12 protein-coding genes are annotated in these 14,799 nt (G+C 71.3%); 2 read left to right on the top strand and 10 right to left on the bottom strand.

Annotation, left to right across the window (positions count from 1 at the left end):
• Positions 1-222 precede the first annotated feature (222 nt).
• From GPJ59_RS07425 to GPJ59_RS07440, 4 genes are all read right to left on the bottom strand, one after another.
• Positions 223-1,578 carry a replication-associated recombination protein A gene (locus tag GPJ59_RS07425; protein WP_219665651.1) on the bottom strand — a complete coding sequence of 452 codons (1,356 nt, stop codon included), beginning with the start codon at positions 1,576-1,578 and terminating at the stop codon, positions 223-225.
• A gap of 41 nt (positions 1,579-1,619) precedes the next feature.
• Positions 1,620-2,225, bottom strand: coding sequence for a vitamin K epoxide reductase family protein (locus GPJ59_RS07430; RefSeq protein WP_258024009.1), 606 nt, complete (start codon positions 2,223-2,225; stop codon positions 1,620-1,622).
• Positions 2,226-2,318: 93 nt separating this feature from the next.
• Positions 2,319-3,581: a histidine--tRNA ligase gene (gene hisS / locus GPJ59_RS07435; protein WP_219665653.1), complete on the bottom strand. Its 1,263-nt coding sequence runs from the start codon at positions 3,579-3,581 to the stop codon at positions 2,319-2,321.
• A 10-nt stretch (positions 3,582-3,591) separates the two neighbouring features.
• Positions 3,592-4,305, bottom strand: a complete 714-nt coding sequence (locus tag GPJ59_RS07440) for an MBL fold metallo-hydrolase (RefSeq protein WP_219665654.1) — start codon at positions 4,303-4,305, stop codon at positions 3,592-3,594.
• Positions 4,306-4,462: 157 nt separating this feature from the next.
• On the opposite strand from GPJ59_RS07440, the gene GPJ59_RS07445 reads away from it, so the two are divergent.
• Both GPJ59_RS07445 and GPJ59_RS07450 read left to right on the top strand, forming a co-directional pair.
• A complete protein-coding gene (locus tag GPJ59_RS07445; protein WP_219665655.1) occupies positions 4,463-5,251 on the top strand; it encodes a peptidylprolyl isomerase in 789 nt (262 codons plus the stop codon).
• Positions 5,252-5,445: 194 nt separating this feature from the next.
• Positions 5,446-6,675, top strand: coding sequence for a DUF349 domain-containing protein (locus GPJ59_RS07450; RefSeq protein WP_219665656.1), 1,230 nt, complete (start codon positions 5,446-5,448; stop codon positions 6,673-6,675).
• A gap of 144 nt (positions 6,676-6,819) precedes the next feature.
• Here the strand turns inward: GPJ59_RS07450 and GPJ59_RS07455 are convergent, their stop codons facing one another.
• From GPJ59_RS07455 to ruvB, 6 genes are all read right to left on the bottom strand, one after another.
• Positions 6,820-9,279: a RelA/SpoT family protein gene (locus tag GPJ59_RS07455; RefSeq protein ID WP_219665657.1), complete on the bottom strand. Its 2,460-nt coding sequence runs from the start codon at positions 9,277-9,279 to the stop codon at positions 6,820-6,822.
• A gap of 224 nt (positions 9,280-9,503) precedes the next feature.
• On the bottom strand, positions 9,504-10,046 hold the full coding sequence (locus tag GPJ59_RS07460; RefSeq protein ID WP_219665658.1) for an adenine phosphoribosyltransferase: 543 nt from the start codon (positions 10,044-10,046) through the stop codon (positions 9,504-9,506).
• Positions 10,043-11,095: a protein translocase subunit SecF gene (secF, locus tag GPJ59_RS07465; RefSeq protein ID WP_219665659.1), complete on the bottom strand. Its 1,053-nt coding sequence runs from the start codon at positions 11,093-11,095 to the stop codon at positions 10,043-10,045. Before secF ends, GPJ59_RS07460 begins: the two co-directional genes overlap by 4 nt.
• A gap of 1 nt (position 11,096) precedes the next feature.
• Entirely contained in the window at positions 11,097-12,905 is a 1,809-nt protein-coding gene (gene secD, locus GPJ59_RS07470; RefSeq protein WP_219665660.1) for a protein translocase subunit SecD, read from the bottom strand.
• Between the two features lie 155 nt (positions 12,906-13,060).
• On the bottom strand, positions 13,061-13,495 hold the full coding sequence (gene yajC / locus GPJ59_RS07475; protein WP_374200801.1) for a preprotein translocase subunit YajC: 435 nt from the start codon (positions 13,493-13,495) through the stop codon (positions 13,061-13,063).
• Positions 13,496-13,710: 215 nt separating this feature from the next.
• Positions 13,711-14,778 (bottom strand): Holliday junction branch migration DNA helicase RuvB, encoded by a 1,068-nt coding sequence (gene ruvB / locus GPJ59_RS07480; protein WP_219665662.1) that lies wholly within the window; start codon positions 14,776-14,778, stop codon positions 13,711-13,713.
• Positions 14,779-14,799: the final 21 nt, after the last annotated feature.

Raw genomic sequence — 14,799 nt, forward strand, 5'->3', positions numbered from 1 at the left:
CCCACTCTGCCGCGGCGCCGCGGGGCGGCCCTCCCCCCCCCCCCCCCCCCACCCCACCCGGGGCCTCCCCCGCCCCCCCCCCCCTGGTCGGGGGCCCCCCCCGCGCGGGCCGGCCCGGCGGGCCCCTGGGGGTTGCGCGCGAGGCCCCCCGCCCCCGGGGGGGGGCGCCCCCCGCCCGGTCCCGCCCCCGCGGGCGTTTGAGGCGCGGGCCCCGCGCAGCGGTTACGGCGTGTCGCCGCGGAGTCTGGCGCGGACCCGCTCGACCACGTCGGCGTAGCGCGCCTCCGCGCCGTACCGCGTCGGCTCGTAGTAGCGCTTGCCATGGATCGCGTCCGGCGCATACTGCTGGGCCGCGATCGCCCCCGCCACGTCGTGCGGGTACACGTACCCCTGCGCATGGCCCAGCTTCGCGGCGCCCTTGTAGTGCCCGTCCCGCAGGTGCGCCGGGACCGGACCGGCGAGGCCGGCGCGTACGTCGGCCAGCGCCGCTCCGATCGCGGTCGTCGCCGTGTTCGACTTGGGGGCCAGGGCCAGCGCGATCGTCGCGTGCGACAGGGTCAGCGCCGCCTCCGGGAAGCCGATCATGGCCACCGCCTGGGCCGCCGCGACCGCGGTCGGCAGCGCGGTCGGGTCCGCCAGGCCGATGTCCTCGCTGGCCGAGATCATCAGCCGGCGGGCGATGAACCGCGGGTCCTCCCCCGCCTCGATCATCCGGGCCAGGTAGTGCAGCGCCGCGTCCACGTCCGAGCCGCGGATGGACTTGATCAGCGCGCTCGCCACGTCGTAGTGCTGGTCGCCGTCCCGGTCGTACTTCACCGCCGCCCGGTCGACCGCCTCCTCGACCGTCACGAGGGTGATCTCCGGCTCGCCCTTGGCGATGGCCGCGCCGGCGCCCGCCTCCAGGGCCGTCAGCGCCCGGCGCGCGTCTCCGCCGGCGATCCGCAGCAGGTGCGCCTCCGCGTCGGCGGGCAGGGTCACCGCCCCGCCCAGGCCCCGCTCCTCGGTCAGTGCCCGGTGGAGCAGGCCGCTCAGGTCCTCGTCCGTGAGGGGTTCGAGGGTGAGCAGCAGGGAGCGTGACAGCAGCGGGGAGATCACCGAGAAGTACGGGTTCTCGGTGGTGGCCGCGATCAGGGTGACCCAGCGGTTCTCCACGGCCGGCAGCAGCGAGTCCTGCTGGGCCTTGCTGAAGCGGTGGATCTCGTCGAGGAAGAGGACGGTCTCCTTGCCGTACCCCCCGGCGGCCCGCCGGGCGCCCTCGATGACCGCCCGGACCTCCTTGACCCCGGCCGTGATCGCGGACAGCTCCACGAACCGCTTCTGCGTGGCCTGGCTGACCACGTACGCCAGGGTGGTCTTGCCGGTGCCCGGCGGACCCCACAGGATCACCGAGGAGGAACCGGCCGGCCCCCCGCTTCCGTCGCCCACCAGCCGCCGCAGCGGCGAGCCCGGCTTCAGCAGGTGCTGCTGGCCGACGACCTCGTCCAGGGTGCGCGGGCGCATCCGGACGGCGAGCGGCGAACTCGCGGGGTCCTTCTCCTGGCGCTCTTCGGCGGCGGCGGTGAACAGGTCTGGTTCCACGCCTGAAGCCTAAGCGAGGCCACTGACAGGCCGCGGCGGGCTCAGGAGGTCCAGAAGTCCCACCAGCGGGTCAGGATCAGCATGCCGATGATCCCGAGATGCAAGACCGGCAGCACCCAGGTGAACTCGTCGAGGAAGCTGCGCAGCCAGCCCGGCGCGGGCAGCAGCCCCTCGCGGACGTTGTGCGAGGTCACGTACCAGAACATGAAGATCGTGGCGATCCAGGCCAGGACGCACCACAGGCACAGGGAGTTGATGTTGTACAGCGACTGGTAGGTCAGCCAGGCGCAGAAGACGACGCCGAAGAGGCAGCCCGCGTTGAAGGTCAGCCAGTACCAGCGGCGGAACCGGGCCCCGGCCAGCAGGCTCATGCCCACGCAGATCACGATGCCGTAGCTGACCAGGCCGAGCATCGGGTTCGGGAAGCCGAACGCGGACGCCTGTTCGCTCTTCATGATGTTGCCGCAGGCCACGACCGGGTTCAGGCTGCAGCCGGGGACGAAGTCCGGGTCCTCCAGCAGCTTGAACTTGTCGATCGTGATCACCCAGGCGGCCAGCAGGCCCATGGCCCCCGTGATCACCAGCAGCCAGGCGAACGCCCGGCTCGCGCCGATCGTCCGCCCCGTCGTCTCGCCCGTCGTCGTCATGCGGTGCATTCTGCCGTACGGCGTAACGACCGGCCCTGCTGCGCCTGTACGGGGGTTACGCCGGGCAGCGCATGCTGCCCGGCGCCCCTGTGCTCACGCGAGCCGGGCCCGCACCGTCTCGACCAGCTCGTCCACCGGCACGGCCGTCTGCTCGCCGGACTCCATGTCCTTGAGCTGGACGACGCCCTCGGCGAGGTCCCGCTCACCGGCGACCACGGTGAAGCGCGCGCCCGAGCGGTTGGCGTCCTTCATGCTGCCCTTGAGGCCCTTGCCGCCGAACGAGAAGTCCGCGGCGACGCCGGCCTTGCGCAGCTCGACCACCTTGCCGAACAGCAGCCGGCGGGCCTCCTCGCCGATGGCGACGGCGAAGACGCTGGTGGTCGGCGGGATGTCCAGCTCGACGCCCTCCGCCTCCAGGGCCAGCACCGTGCGGTCCACGCCCAGCGCCCAGCCCACCGACGGCAGCGCCGGGCCGCCGATCATCTCGGACAGGCCGTCGTAGCGGCCGCCGCCGCCGACCGCGGACTGCGAGCCGAGACCGTCGTGGACGAACTCGAAGGTGGTGCGGGTGTAGTAGTCCAGGCCGCGCACCAGCTTCGGGTCGTCCTCGAAGGCCACGCCCGCCGCGGTGATCAGGGCGCGCACCTCCTCGTGGTACGCCTTGCACGCGTCGCACAGGTAGTCGCGCAGCAGCGGCGCGTCCACGAGCTGCTTCTGCACGTCCGCCCGCTTGTCGTCGAGCACGCGCAGCGGGTTGATCTCGGCGCGGCGCAGGGTCTCCTCGTCCAGGTCCAGCCCGCGCAGGAAGGTCTGCAGGGCCTCCCGGTAGACCGGGCGGCACTCCTTGTCGCCGAGCGAGTTCAGCAGGATGCGGAAGTTGCGCAGGCCCAGCGAGCGGTACGCCTGGTCGGCCAGGATGATCAGCTCGGCGTCGAGCGCCGGGTCCTCGGCACCGATCGCCTCGGCGCCGACCTGCGAGAAGTGGCGGTAGCGGCCCTTCTGCGGGCGCTCGTAGCGGTAGTACGAGCCGGAGTACCAGAGCTTGACCGGCAGGTTGCCCTGCTTGTGCAGGCTGGCCTCCAGCGCCGCGCGCAGCACGGACGCGGTGCCTTCGGGACGAAGGGCCAGCTTGTCGCCGCCCTTCGTTTCAAAGGCATACATCTCCTTGGAGACGATGTCGGTTGACTCGCCGACACCGCGGGCGAAAAGGTTGACGTCCTCGAAGCCGGGCGTCTCGACGTACCCGTAGCCGGAGGTGCGCAGCGGCGCGGAGATCGCCTCGCGGACCGCCAGGTACTTCGCCGAGAACGGCGGGATCAGGTCGTACGTGCCCTTGGGGGCCTTGAAGGTGCTCACGGAAGTCTCGTCACATTCCTCGTCGTGGAGCGGCCATGGGGTCCGCTGCCGGGCCGGCGGCGACCTCCCGCAGGTACGGGTTGGTCGCGCGCTCGCGGCCGATGGTGGTCTGGGGACCGTGGCCGGACAGCACCACGGTCGAGTCGTCGAGCGGCAGGCACACGCGGGCCAGCGACTCGAGGATCTCGGCGTGGGAGCCGCCGGGCAGGTCGGTGCGTCCGATGGAGCCGGCGAAGAGCAGATCCCCCGAGAAGAGGACCGACGGGATGTCGGCCGCCTCGGGCATCTGGAAGGTCACCGACCCCTTGGTATGACCGGGCGCATGCGCCACGGTGAAGTCCAGACCGGCCAGCTTCAGGCTGCTGCCGTCGGTCAGCTCGCGGACGTCGTCCGGCTCCCCCACGGTCAGCTCGCCCATGAGCGGCATCCCGATGGAGCGGCCGAGGGCCTTCTCCGGGTCGCTCATCATGTAGCGGTCCTCGGGGTGGATCCAGGCGGGTACGTCGTGCGCTCCGCACACCGGGACCACCGAGGCCACATGGTCGATGTGGCCGTGGGTGAGGACGACCGCGACGGGCTTGAGCCGATGCTTCTTCAGCGCCTCCTCGACTCCCTGGGCGGCCTGGTGGCCGGGGTCGATGATCACGCACTCCTCACCGGCGGCGGGGGCGACCAGGTAGCAGTTGGTCCCCCAGGCCCCGGCGGGGAACCCGGCAATCAGCACGTTCGTCCTTTGCTCGTCGTCGAAAAGTCGTCCGTCAGGAGGGTTGCTGCAGATCAGAGCCTACCGGCGGCTCTCATCACACAGCGAACCCATATACGGTACGGCCTATCCCAGCCCGGACAGCTGTACCTACAGACGTACAAGGAGACGAGACCCGGTGGTCACGAGCGATCAGCGGCGGCGTCAGCTCGCCAGGGAGAAGTTCGAGCGGCAGCAGAAGCGGCGTGCCGAGGCCCGGCGCAAGTCCCGCCAGCGGGCCCTGGTGACCGGCGCCGCGGTGGCAGTGGTCGCCGCGGCGGTCATCGGCCTGGCCGTGGGCGGCGTCTTCGACAGCAAGGACACCAAGGACGCGGACACCGCGGCCAGCCCGTCGGCGACGTCGAGCCTGCCCACGCCCAAGCAGTCGCCGTCGCCCGCGATGGCGATCGACCAGAAGGCGACGTACACGTTCGCGCTGAAGACGAGCGCCGGCAACGTCTCCTTCTCGATGGACGCGGCGAAGACGCCGCAGACGGTGAACTCCTTCAAGTCGCTCGCCGACAAGAAGTTCTTCGACGGGACCAAGTGCCACCGCCTGACCAGCGCGGGCATCTTCGTGCTCCAGTGCGGCGACCCCGAGGGCACCGGCATGGGCGGCCCCGGCTACACGATCCCCGACGAGAACCTGGACGCCCTGGGCAAGCCCAACGAGCAGGGCCAGGTCGTCTACCCGGCCGGCACGGTCGCCATGGCCAACACCGGCCGCCCGGGCTCCGGCGGCAGCCAGTTCTTCCTGGTCTACAAGGACAGCCCGCTGGCCCCGAGCTACACCCCGTTCGGCAAGATCGACGCGGCCGGCCTGAAGGTGCTGGAGGAGATCGCCAAGCAGGGCACCGCGGACGGCGGTACGGACGGGGCCCCCAAGACCCCCGTCACCATCGAGCAGGGCACGGTCACCAAGAACTGACCGCGGCGTACCGCCGGGGCGGGTACGGACGGTGTTTCCGCATCCGGGCGTCATTGACGTCGCCGGGATGCGGACAGCCGGCCCGGCGGTCGCCTATGTTGGCGTTGTGCAGGGCGGGCGCTGCCCGCCCCAGGAAACTGTGGACGATGCCCGGGGGGCGAACCCCTTCGCAGGCATCATGTGGAGGAGGCGCTGTGAGCAGCGACCCGTGGGGCCGCGTCGACGAGACGGGCACCGTGTACGTGCGTACTGCCGATGGCGAGAAGGTCGTCGGCTCGTGGCAGGCGGGCACCCCCGAGGAGGCCCTGGCCTACTTCGAGCGCAAGTACGAGGGCCTGGTGGTCGAGATCGGCCTCCTCGAACGGCGCGTGCGGACCACCGACCTGTCCGCGAAGGACGCGGCGGTCGCGATCGACCACCTGCGCACCCAGATCGAGGAGCACCACGCGGTGGGCGACCTCGACGCACTGCGCGTGCGCCTGGACAAGCTGGTCGCCTCGGTGGAGTCGCGCCGCGAGGAGCGCAAGGCCGCCAAGGCCAAGCAGACCGACGAGGCGCGCAAGGCGAAGGAGGACCTGGTCGCCGAGGCCGAGCAGCTGGCGCAGAGCGACCAGTGGCGCTCCGCGGGTGAGCGGCTGCGGGCCCTGGTGGACACCTGGAAGGGTCTGCCGCGCCTGGACCGCAAGTCGGACGACGAGCTGTGGCACCGCTTCTCGCACGCCCGGTCCGCCTTCTCCAAGCGCCGCAAGGCGCACTTCGCGTCGCTGGACGCGCAGCGCGAGGATGCGCGCAAGACCAAGGAGCGGCTGGTCGCCGAGGCCGAGTCGCTGTCGAAGTCGACGGACTGGGGCCCGACGGCGGCCCGCTACCGCGAGCTGATGGCGGAGTGGAAGGCGGCCGGCCGGGCGCAGCGCGAGGCCGAGGACGACCTGTGGAACCGCTTCCGCGGTGCCCAGGACATCTTCTTCGGCGCGCGTGGCGAGGTCTTCGCGGAGCGCGACGCCGAGCAGGTGGAGAACCTGCGGCTGAAGGAGGAGCTGGCCGACGAGGCGGAGAAGCTCGTCCCGGTGACCGACCTGAAGGCGGCGCGTGCGGCGTTCCGGTCGGTCAACGAGCGCTGGGAGGCCATCGGCCACGTGCCGCGCGACTCCCGGTCCAAGGTCGAGGGCCGGATGCACGCGGTCGAGCGGGCCATCCAGGAGGCCGAGGAGGCCGAGTGGCGGCGTACGAACCCCGAGGCGCGGGCCCGTGCCGCGGGTCTGACCGGCCAGCTGCAGGCTGCCGTGGACAGGCTGCGTGAGCAGATCGACGCGGCGCGCGCGGCGGGCAACAACGCCAAGGCCGACAAGCTGGCGCGCGAGCTGGAGGGCCGCCAGGCCCTGCTGGACCAGGCGCTGAAGGGCCTGGAGGAGTTCGGCGGCTGATGCTGCTTTTGCGCCTGAACCGGCGCCGCTCTCGCGGAGGTGGTTGCTCGCCGCGACGGTTGCTCAATTGATGGCTCAGGTGGTCGTCACCAAGACGAGGGCCCCGGTACGCATTCCGCGCACCGGGGCCCTCGTGCTTCCGGATCAAGGCCTCCTGGCGGAGGTCACGCGGTAGACGTCGTAGACGCCCTCGACGCCCCGTACGGCCTTCAGGACGTGGCCGAGGTGCTTGGGGTCGCCCATCTCGAAGGTGAAGCGGGAGGTGGCGACCCGGTCGCGGGAGGTCTGGACGGCCGCCGAGAGGATGTTCACGTGCTGGTCCGACAGGACCCGGGTGACGTCCGACAGCAGGCGGGAGCGGTCCAGTGCCTCGACCTGGATGGCGACCAGGAAGACCGAGGACTGGGTGGGCGCCCATTCGACGTCGAGGATGCGCTCGGGCTGCTGCGAGAGCGAGTCGACGTTGACGCAGTCGGCGCGGTGAACCGATACGCCACTGCCGCGGGTGACGAAGCCGATGATCGGGTCGCCGGGCACCGGGGTGCAGCAGCGGGCCAGCTTGACCCACACGTCGTCGACGCCCTTGACCACGACACCCGGGTCGGCGCTGCCGCGCCGCTTGCCGCGGGTGCGCGACGGCGGGACGCTCTCCTCGATGTCCTCGCCCGCGGCCTCCTCGCCGCCGAGGGCCTGGACGAGCTTCTGTACGACGCCCTGCGCGGCCACGTGGCCCTCGCCGATCGCGGCGTACAGGGACGAGATGTCGGGGTAGCGCATCTCGTGCGCGAGCGTGACGAGCGAGTCGCCGGTGAGGATGCGCTGGATCGGCAGGTTCTGCTTGCGCATGGCCCGCGCGATGGCGTCCTTGCCGTGCTCGATGGCCTCGTCCCGGCGTTCCTTGGAGAACCAGGCGCGGATCTTGTTGCGGGCGCGCGGGGACTTGACGAAGCCGAGCCAGTCGCGGGAGGGGCCGGCGCCCTCGGCCTTGGAGGTGAAGACCTCCACCAGGTCGCCGTTGTCGAGGGTGGACTCCAGCGGTACGAGGCGCCCGTTGACGCGGGCCCCTATGGTGCGGTGGCCGACCTCGGTGTGCACGGCGTACGCGAAGTCGACCGGGGTGGCCCCGGCCGGCAGCGCGATGACGTCGCCCTTGGGGGTGAAGACGAAGACCTCGTTGCGGGAGAGGTCGAAGCGCAGCGAGTCGAGGAACTCGCCCGGGTCCTCGGTCTCCTTCTGCCAGTCCAGGAGCTGGCGCAGCCACGCCATGTCGTTGACGGTGTCCTGCCCGGCGCTGCCCTTGGCGGCCTGCGGGACGTCGGTGCGCACCTTGGAGGCGCCGGCGACGGTCTGCTGCTTGTACTTCCAGTGCGCGGCGATGCCGTACTCGGCGCGCCGGTGCATGTCGAAGGTGCGGATCTGGAGCTCGACCGGCTTGCCGCTGGGCCCGATGACCGTCGTGTGGAGCGACTGGTACATGTTGAACTTGGGCATCGCGATGTAGTCCTTGAACCGCCCCGGGACCGGGTTCCATCGCGCGTGGACGGTGCCGAGGGCCGCGTAGCAGTCGCGGACGGTGTCCACGAGGACGCGGATGCCCACCAGGTCGTAGATCTCGGCGAAGTCGCGGCCCCGCACGATCATCTTCTGGTAGACGCTGTAGTAGTGCTTGGGGCGGCCGGTGACGGTGGCCTTGATCCGGGCGGCGCGCAGGTCGGTCTGGACCTCGTCGGTGACGATCGCGAGGTACTCGTCGCGCTTGGGCGCCCGCTCGGCGACGAGGCGGACGATCTCGTCGTACATCTTCGGGTAGAGGATCGCGAAGGAGAGGTCCTCCAGCTCCCACTTGATCGTGTTCATGCCGAGGCGGTGGGCCAGCGGCGCGTAGATCTCCAGGGTCTCGCGGGCCTTCTTCTCCTGCTTGTCCCGCTTGAGGTAGCGCATGGTGCGCATGTTGTGCAGGCGGTCCGCGAGCTTGATGACCAGGACCCGGGGGTCCTTGGCCATGGCGACGACCATCTTGCGGACGGTCTCGGCCTGGGCGGCCTCGCCGAACTTGACCTTGTCGAGCTTGGTGACGCCGTCGACCAGCAGGGCCACGGCGTCGCCGAAGTCGCGTCTGAGCTGTTCCAGGCCGTACTCGGTGTCCTCGACGGTGTCGTGCAGCAGGCCGGCCATCAGGGTGGCGGGGTCCATGCCGAGCTCGGCGAGGATGGTGGTGACCGCGAGCGGGTGGGTGATGTACGGGTCGCCGCTCTTGCGCTTCTGGCCGCGGTGCCAGCGCTCGGCCACCTGGTAGGCGTTCTCGATCTGGCGCAGGGTCGCGGTCTCGATCTTGGGGTCGTTGCTGCGGACTATGCGCAGCAGCGGCTCCAGGACCGGGTTGTAGGGGTTGGAGCGCTGGACGCCCAGCCGGGCGAGGCGGGCCCGCACCCGGTTGGAGGAGCCCGCGGGCTTCAGGGGCGCGGGCTTGGGCGGCTGGGGGCCCCGCCCAGCGGTGGCCGGGGCAGCGGCCGGCGGGGCCGGCTCGGGAGCGGGCGCAGGCGCGGCCGACTGAGCCGTCGGGTCGGGCTGGGCGGCGGAGAGTGGCTGGACCTCGTCTGGCAAGAGCGCTCCTCTGGGGGTCTCCCGGACGGAGTCCGGGGGAGATCCGGGGCCCCCGGTAGGTCCGGGTAAACCATGGTAGCGAGCCCTGGGCGTGCGCGTTCGCCCCGGTTCATCAGGCGGACCCGCACCCGGAGCCGGCGAGCAGCCGGGCCCGAGCCGGGAAACGGCGGAGCGGCGGCCCCCCGGTGTCCGGGTGACCGCCGCTCCGTACGTCCGTGCCGGCGTCAGACGGTGATCAGCGCGTCCAGCGGGGCGCCGCCCAGGACGGCCTCCAGGCGGGCGCGGCCCGCGAGGAAGCCCAGCTCCATCAGGACCGCCACGCCCGCGACCTCCGCGCCGGCCCGCCGGATGAGCTCCAGCGAGGCCTCGGCGGTGCCGCCGGTGGCCAGGACGTCGTCGATGACCATGACCCGGTCGCCCGGTGCCAGGTCCTCGGCGTGGACCTCGATCTCGGCGGTGCCGTACTCCAGGGCGTAGGCCTGCTTGAGGGTCGCCCCCGGCAGCTTGCCCGCCTTGCGGACCGGTACGAAGCCGACGCCCGCCTGGACGGCGACCGGCGCAGCCAGGATGAAGCCGCGCGCCTCCAGACCGACGATCTTCGTGGCCCCGTACGTGCTGCACAGCCCGGCCAGGGCGTCCGTGAGGGCACCGAAGGCCGCCGGGTCCGCCAGCAGCGGCGTGATGTCCTTGAACATCACGCCGGGCTGCGGGTAGTCCGGGACGTCCTTGATCCGGCTGAGCAGCAGCCGGAGGGTCTCCTCGGTCACCGTCGGCGTCCCGTCGTACGGCCGGCCGCGCGGCCCTGCGCGACGACCTCGGGGAGGTCCTCGCCCTCGGCGTCGGCGTCGCCGCCCTTGGCGCGCTTGGCCAGCACCCGCTTGGTCAGCGCCTTCATCGCCGGCTCGCGCTCCTTGAGGTCCACGACCAGCGGGGTCGCGATGAAGATCGAGGAGTACGCACCGGCCGCGAGGCCGACGAACAGCGACAGCGAGATGTCGTTGAGCATGCCCGCGTCGAGCAGGCCGCCGCCGATGAAGAGCAGCGCGGCGACCGGCAGCAGTGCGACGACCGTGGTGTTGATCGACCGCACCAGGGTGCCGTTGACGCTCTTGTTGGCGAGCTCGCTGTAGGTGTGGCGGGTCTGCTTGGTGATGCCCTTCGTGGACTCCTTGAGACCGTCGAAGACGACGACGGTGTCGTAGAGCGAGTAACCGAGGATCGTCAGCAGACCGATCACGGTGCCCGGGGTGACCTCGAAGCCGACCAGCGCGTACACGCCGACCGTGATGGTGAGGTCGTGGATCAGGGCGATCAGCGCGGCGACGGCCATCCGCCACTCGAAGGCGATGGCGAGGTAGATCACCACCAGGACCATGAAGACGCCCAGGCCCGTCCAGGCCTTGTTGGCGATCTGCTCGCCCCAGCTCGGGCCGACCAGGTCCGCGTTGATGTCCTTCTCGGTCACCTTGAGGTCGGCGGCGAGCTTGGTCTTGACGCTGTTGGCCTCGTCGGTGTCCAGACCGGAGATCTGGATGCGCATGCCGCCGTTGCCGAGCTCCTGGACGATCGCGTCGTGGCCGGAGGCCTTCTCCGCGCTCTCGGTGGCGTGGGCCACCGACACCGCGGTCTTCGGCGTGGTGAAGACCGCGCCGCCCTTGAACTCGATACCGAAGTTCAGGCCCTGGACGGCCAGGGCCACGGCCGCGGTGATGGTGATCAGGATGGAGACGCCGTACCAGACGAAGCGCTTGCCGATGAAGTCGTAGCCGACCTCACCGCGGTACAGCTTGGCGCCGATGTCACCGAGCTTCGACATCTCACGCCTCCTTTGCGTCGACGGGAGCGGAGACGGGACGACGGGAGCGCCGCAGCGGCGGCTTGGCACCGAGCCGCTTCGGGTCCAGGCCGGACCACGGGTGACCGCTGGAGAAGAACTTCGTACGCGCGAACAGCGTCATCACGGGCTTGGTGAACAGGAACACCACGACGACGTCGAGCAGGGTGGTCAGACCCAGCGTGAACGCGAAGCCCTGCACCTTGCCGACGGTGACGATGAACAGCACCGCGGCGGCCAGGAAGGAGACGAAGTCCGAGACCAGGATGGTGCGCCGGGCACGCGGCCAGGCCCGCTCCACCGCCGGGCGCAGGGTGCGGCCCTCGCGGATCTCGTCGCGGATGCGCTCGAAGTAGACGATGAACGAGTCGGCGGTGATACCGATGGCCACGATCGCACCGCAGACGGCGGGCAGGTTCAGCGCGAAGCCGATGCCCTTGCCCAGCAGCGCCATGATCGTGTACGTCAGGATCGCCGACACCAGGAGGCTGACGATGGCGATGAACGACAGGCCCCGGTAGTAGACCAGCAGGTAGATCACCACGAGCGCGAGGCCGATGGCGCCGGCGATCAGACCGGCCTTCAGCTGCTCGCCGCCGAGCGCGGCGGTCACCGTGGTGACGCTGTCCTCCTGGAAGGACAGCGGCAGGGCGCCGTACGAGAGCATGTTGCCCAGGTCCTGCGCGGACTGCTGGGTGAAGCCGCCGGAGATCTCGGCGCTGCCGCCGGTCAGCGCGGACTGCACGTACGGGTCGGAGACGACCTCGCCGTCGAGCACGATCGCGAACTGGTTCTGCGGGGACTGCTTGGCCGCCAGCTCACCGGTGACCTTGGCGAAGGCGTCCGAGCCCTTGTCGTTGAACTCCATCGTGACGATCCAGATGCCGCGCTGCGGGTCGATCACTCCCTTGGCGTCCTTGACATCCTTGCCCTCGACCGCGACCGGGCCGAGCAGCCACTTGCCCCACTGGCCGTTGCCGGCCTTGCCGCACGCGACGGTCGGCTCCTCGGGCTTGACGCCCTTGCCGGCGGTCGCGCGCTGGTCCTCCTTGGTGCAGTCCAGCGCGGCGAACTTGGCCTGGAGGGCCGCCGTGGCGGCGTCGGCGCCCGACGGGGTCGGGGCCGGGGCCGGGGTGGTGGCCTTGTTGTCGTCTGCCTTCTTCGACTCGCCCGCCGACGGCGTCGGCGTGGGGGTGCCGGTGGCCTTGAGGGCCTCGCTGACGGCACGGCCCTGGGAAGTGGCGCTGGACGACGGGGTGGCCGACGGGCTCTTGCCGTCACTGGCCTTGGGCGCGCCCGAGGCGCCGGCGGCCGGGCTCGGCGAGCCGGACGGGGCACCGGACGGGTTCGGCGAGCCGGAGGTCTCCGGCGGCATCGGCGCGCCGGCGGAGACCGCCAGCACGGGCCGGAAGTAGAGCTGGGCGGTCGTACCGACCTGCTCGCGGGCCTGCTTCTCGTTCGTCCCCTTGGGGATGTTCACGATGATGTGGTCGCGGCCCTGGGTCTGGACCTCGGCCTCCGTGACGCCGAGACCGTTGACGCGGCGCTCGATGATGCCGACCGCCGTGTTCATGTTGGTCTCGTTGATGGCGTCCGGCTTGCCCGGCTCGCTCTTGGCCTTGAGCGTGATGCTCGTACCGCCGGCGAGGTCGATGCCCAGCCGGGGAGTGGTCTGGCCGGAGACGAACATCCCCGCGGTGAGCGCCACCATCGCGATCAGGATGAAGGCCAGGGCGCGCCCCGGCCTCCCCTGAGCCCCCGTGGGCCGCCGGCCCTTCTTCGGTGCTGCCACCTTGTCGTATCTCCCTGTCCAACCGTCCCGTGCTTCGGTTCGCACGCGGACGGCCACGAAAAATGTGTGGTGGGGACCCCTGCCCCCCGCAGAAGCGGTCGCGGCCGGGGAACGCGAAGGCGCCGGTCAGGCGCCGCGCGATCCCCCGCCGAACGTTACTTCGCGCCGGCCTCGCCGTCGCCCTTGGCGTCCTTGGCGTCCTTGACCTCGTCGGCCGCGGCGTCCTTGGTCTCGTCGGCCGCGGCGTCCTCGCCCTCCTCGGCGTCCTTCTTGCCCAGGTCGAGCTTCGGGGCCTCGTCGCCGCCCTTGTCCAGGGTCAGGGAGGAGGCGTCGTCGGGCACGACCGGGGTCTCGGTGCCGTGGACGATGCGGTTGTACTCCTCGTCCTCGAGTACGGCGCCGATGGCGTTCTTGGCGTAGACCGCGTGCACGGCGGGGGCGATCTCCAGGAGGACGGTGTCGTCGTTGACCTCCTTGACCGTGGCGTACATGCCGCCGATGGTGCGCACGCCGGTGCCGGGCGTCATCTGGTCCCGCATCTGGACGGCCGCCTGCTGCTTCTTCTTGGCGGAGCGGGTCATCAGGATCATGGCCCCGATGAGCACGATGAACGGGAGGAAGGTCACGAGACTGTTCACGGGACGGGGTTTCCTTCGCACGACCGCGCCGGAGAGCGGCCTTGTTTCTACGGGGGTGGGTATGCCGGCCTGGACGGTCGGCATCGGCGGAGTCTAGGCGAGTCCGCACCGATGGAACAACGCCCAGCATGGCACCGGGGTTCCTGACCGGGCCAACCTCCGCGCCGTCACACCCCGAAGAGCCCCTGTTGCCCGGTCTGCGACGCCGGGGCCGCCAGTCCCAGGTGGGCCCAGGCGGCCGGGGTGGCCACGCGGCCGCGCGGGGTCCGGGCGAGCAGTCCCTCGCGGACCAGGAACGGCTCGGCGACCTCCTCGACGGTCTCGCGCTCCTCGCCGACCGCGACGGCGAGGGTGGACAGGCCCACCGGTCCGCCGCCGAACAGCTTGAGCAGGGCCTCCAGGACCGCCCGGTCCAGCCGGTCCAGGCCGCGGGCGTCCACCTCGTACACCTGCAGGGCGCTGGCGGCGACCTCGCGGGTGATCACGCCGTCCGCCTTGACCTGGGCGTAGTCGCGGACGCGGCGCAGCAGGCGGTTGGCGATGCGGGGGGTGCCGCGGGAGCGGCCGGCGATCTCGGCGGCCCCGGCGGGGTCGATGTCCACGTCGAGGAGTCCGGCGGAGCGGTGCACCACCCGCTCGAGCTCCTCGGGGGCGTAGAACTCCATGTGGCCGGTGAAACCGAACCGGTCGCGCAGCGGCGGCGGCAGCAGGCCGGCCCTGGTCGTGGCCCCGACCAGGGTGAACGGCGGCAGCTCCAGCGGGATCGCGGTGGCGCCGGGGCCCTTGCCGACGATCACGTCGACCCGGAAGTCCTCCATCGCCATGTACAGCATCTCCTCGGCGGGCCGGGACATGCGGTGGATCTCGTCGAGGAAGAGGACCTCGCCCTCCTGGAGGGAGGACAGGATCGCCGCGAGGTCGCCGGCGTGCTGGATGGCGGGGCCGGAGGTGATGCGGATGGGCGCGCCCATCTCGGCCGCGATGATCATCGAGAGGGTGGTCTTGCCCAGGCCGGGCGCGCCGGAGAGCAGCACGTGGTCGGCGGTGGCCCCGCGCTGGCGGGCCGCCTTCAGCACCAGGTCGAGCTGCTGGCGGACCTTCTCCTGGCCGACGAACTCGCCGAGGTCCTTGGGGCGCAGGGCGGCCTCGACGGCGCTGTCCTCGCCGTCGGCTGCCGCCGCCACGATGCGGTCGCCTTCGCCGGGGGCCTCGGCGGTGTCGTCGTCCCAGTTCACGGTGTCAGTCTGCCTTCTCGG

The sequence above is a fragment of the Streptomyces bambusae genome (assembly GCF_019400985.1).
GTDB classification, from domain to species: domain Bacteria; phylum Actinomycetota; class Actinomycetes; order Streptomycetales; family Streptomycetaceae; genus Streptomyces; species Streptomyces bambusae_A.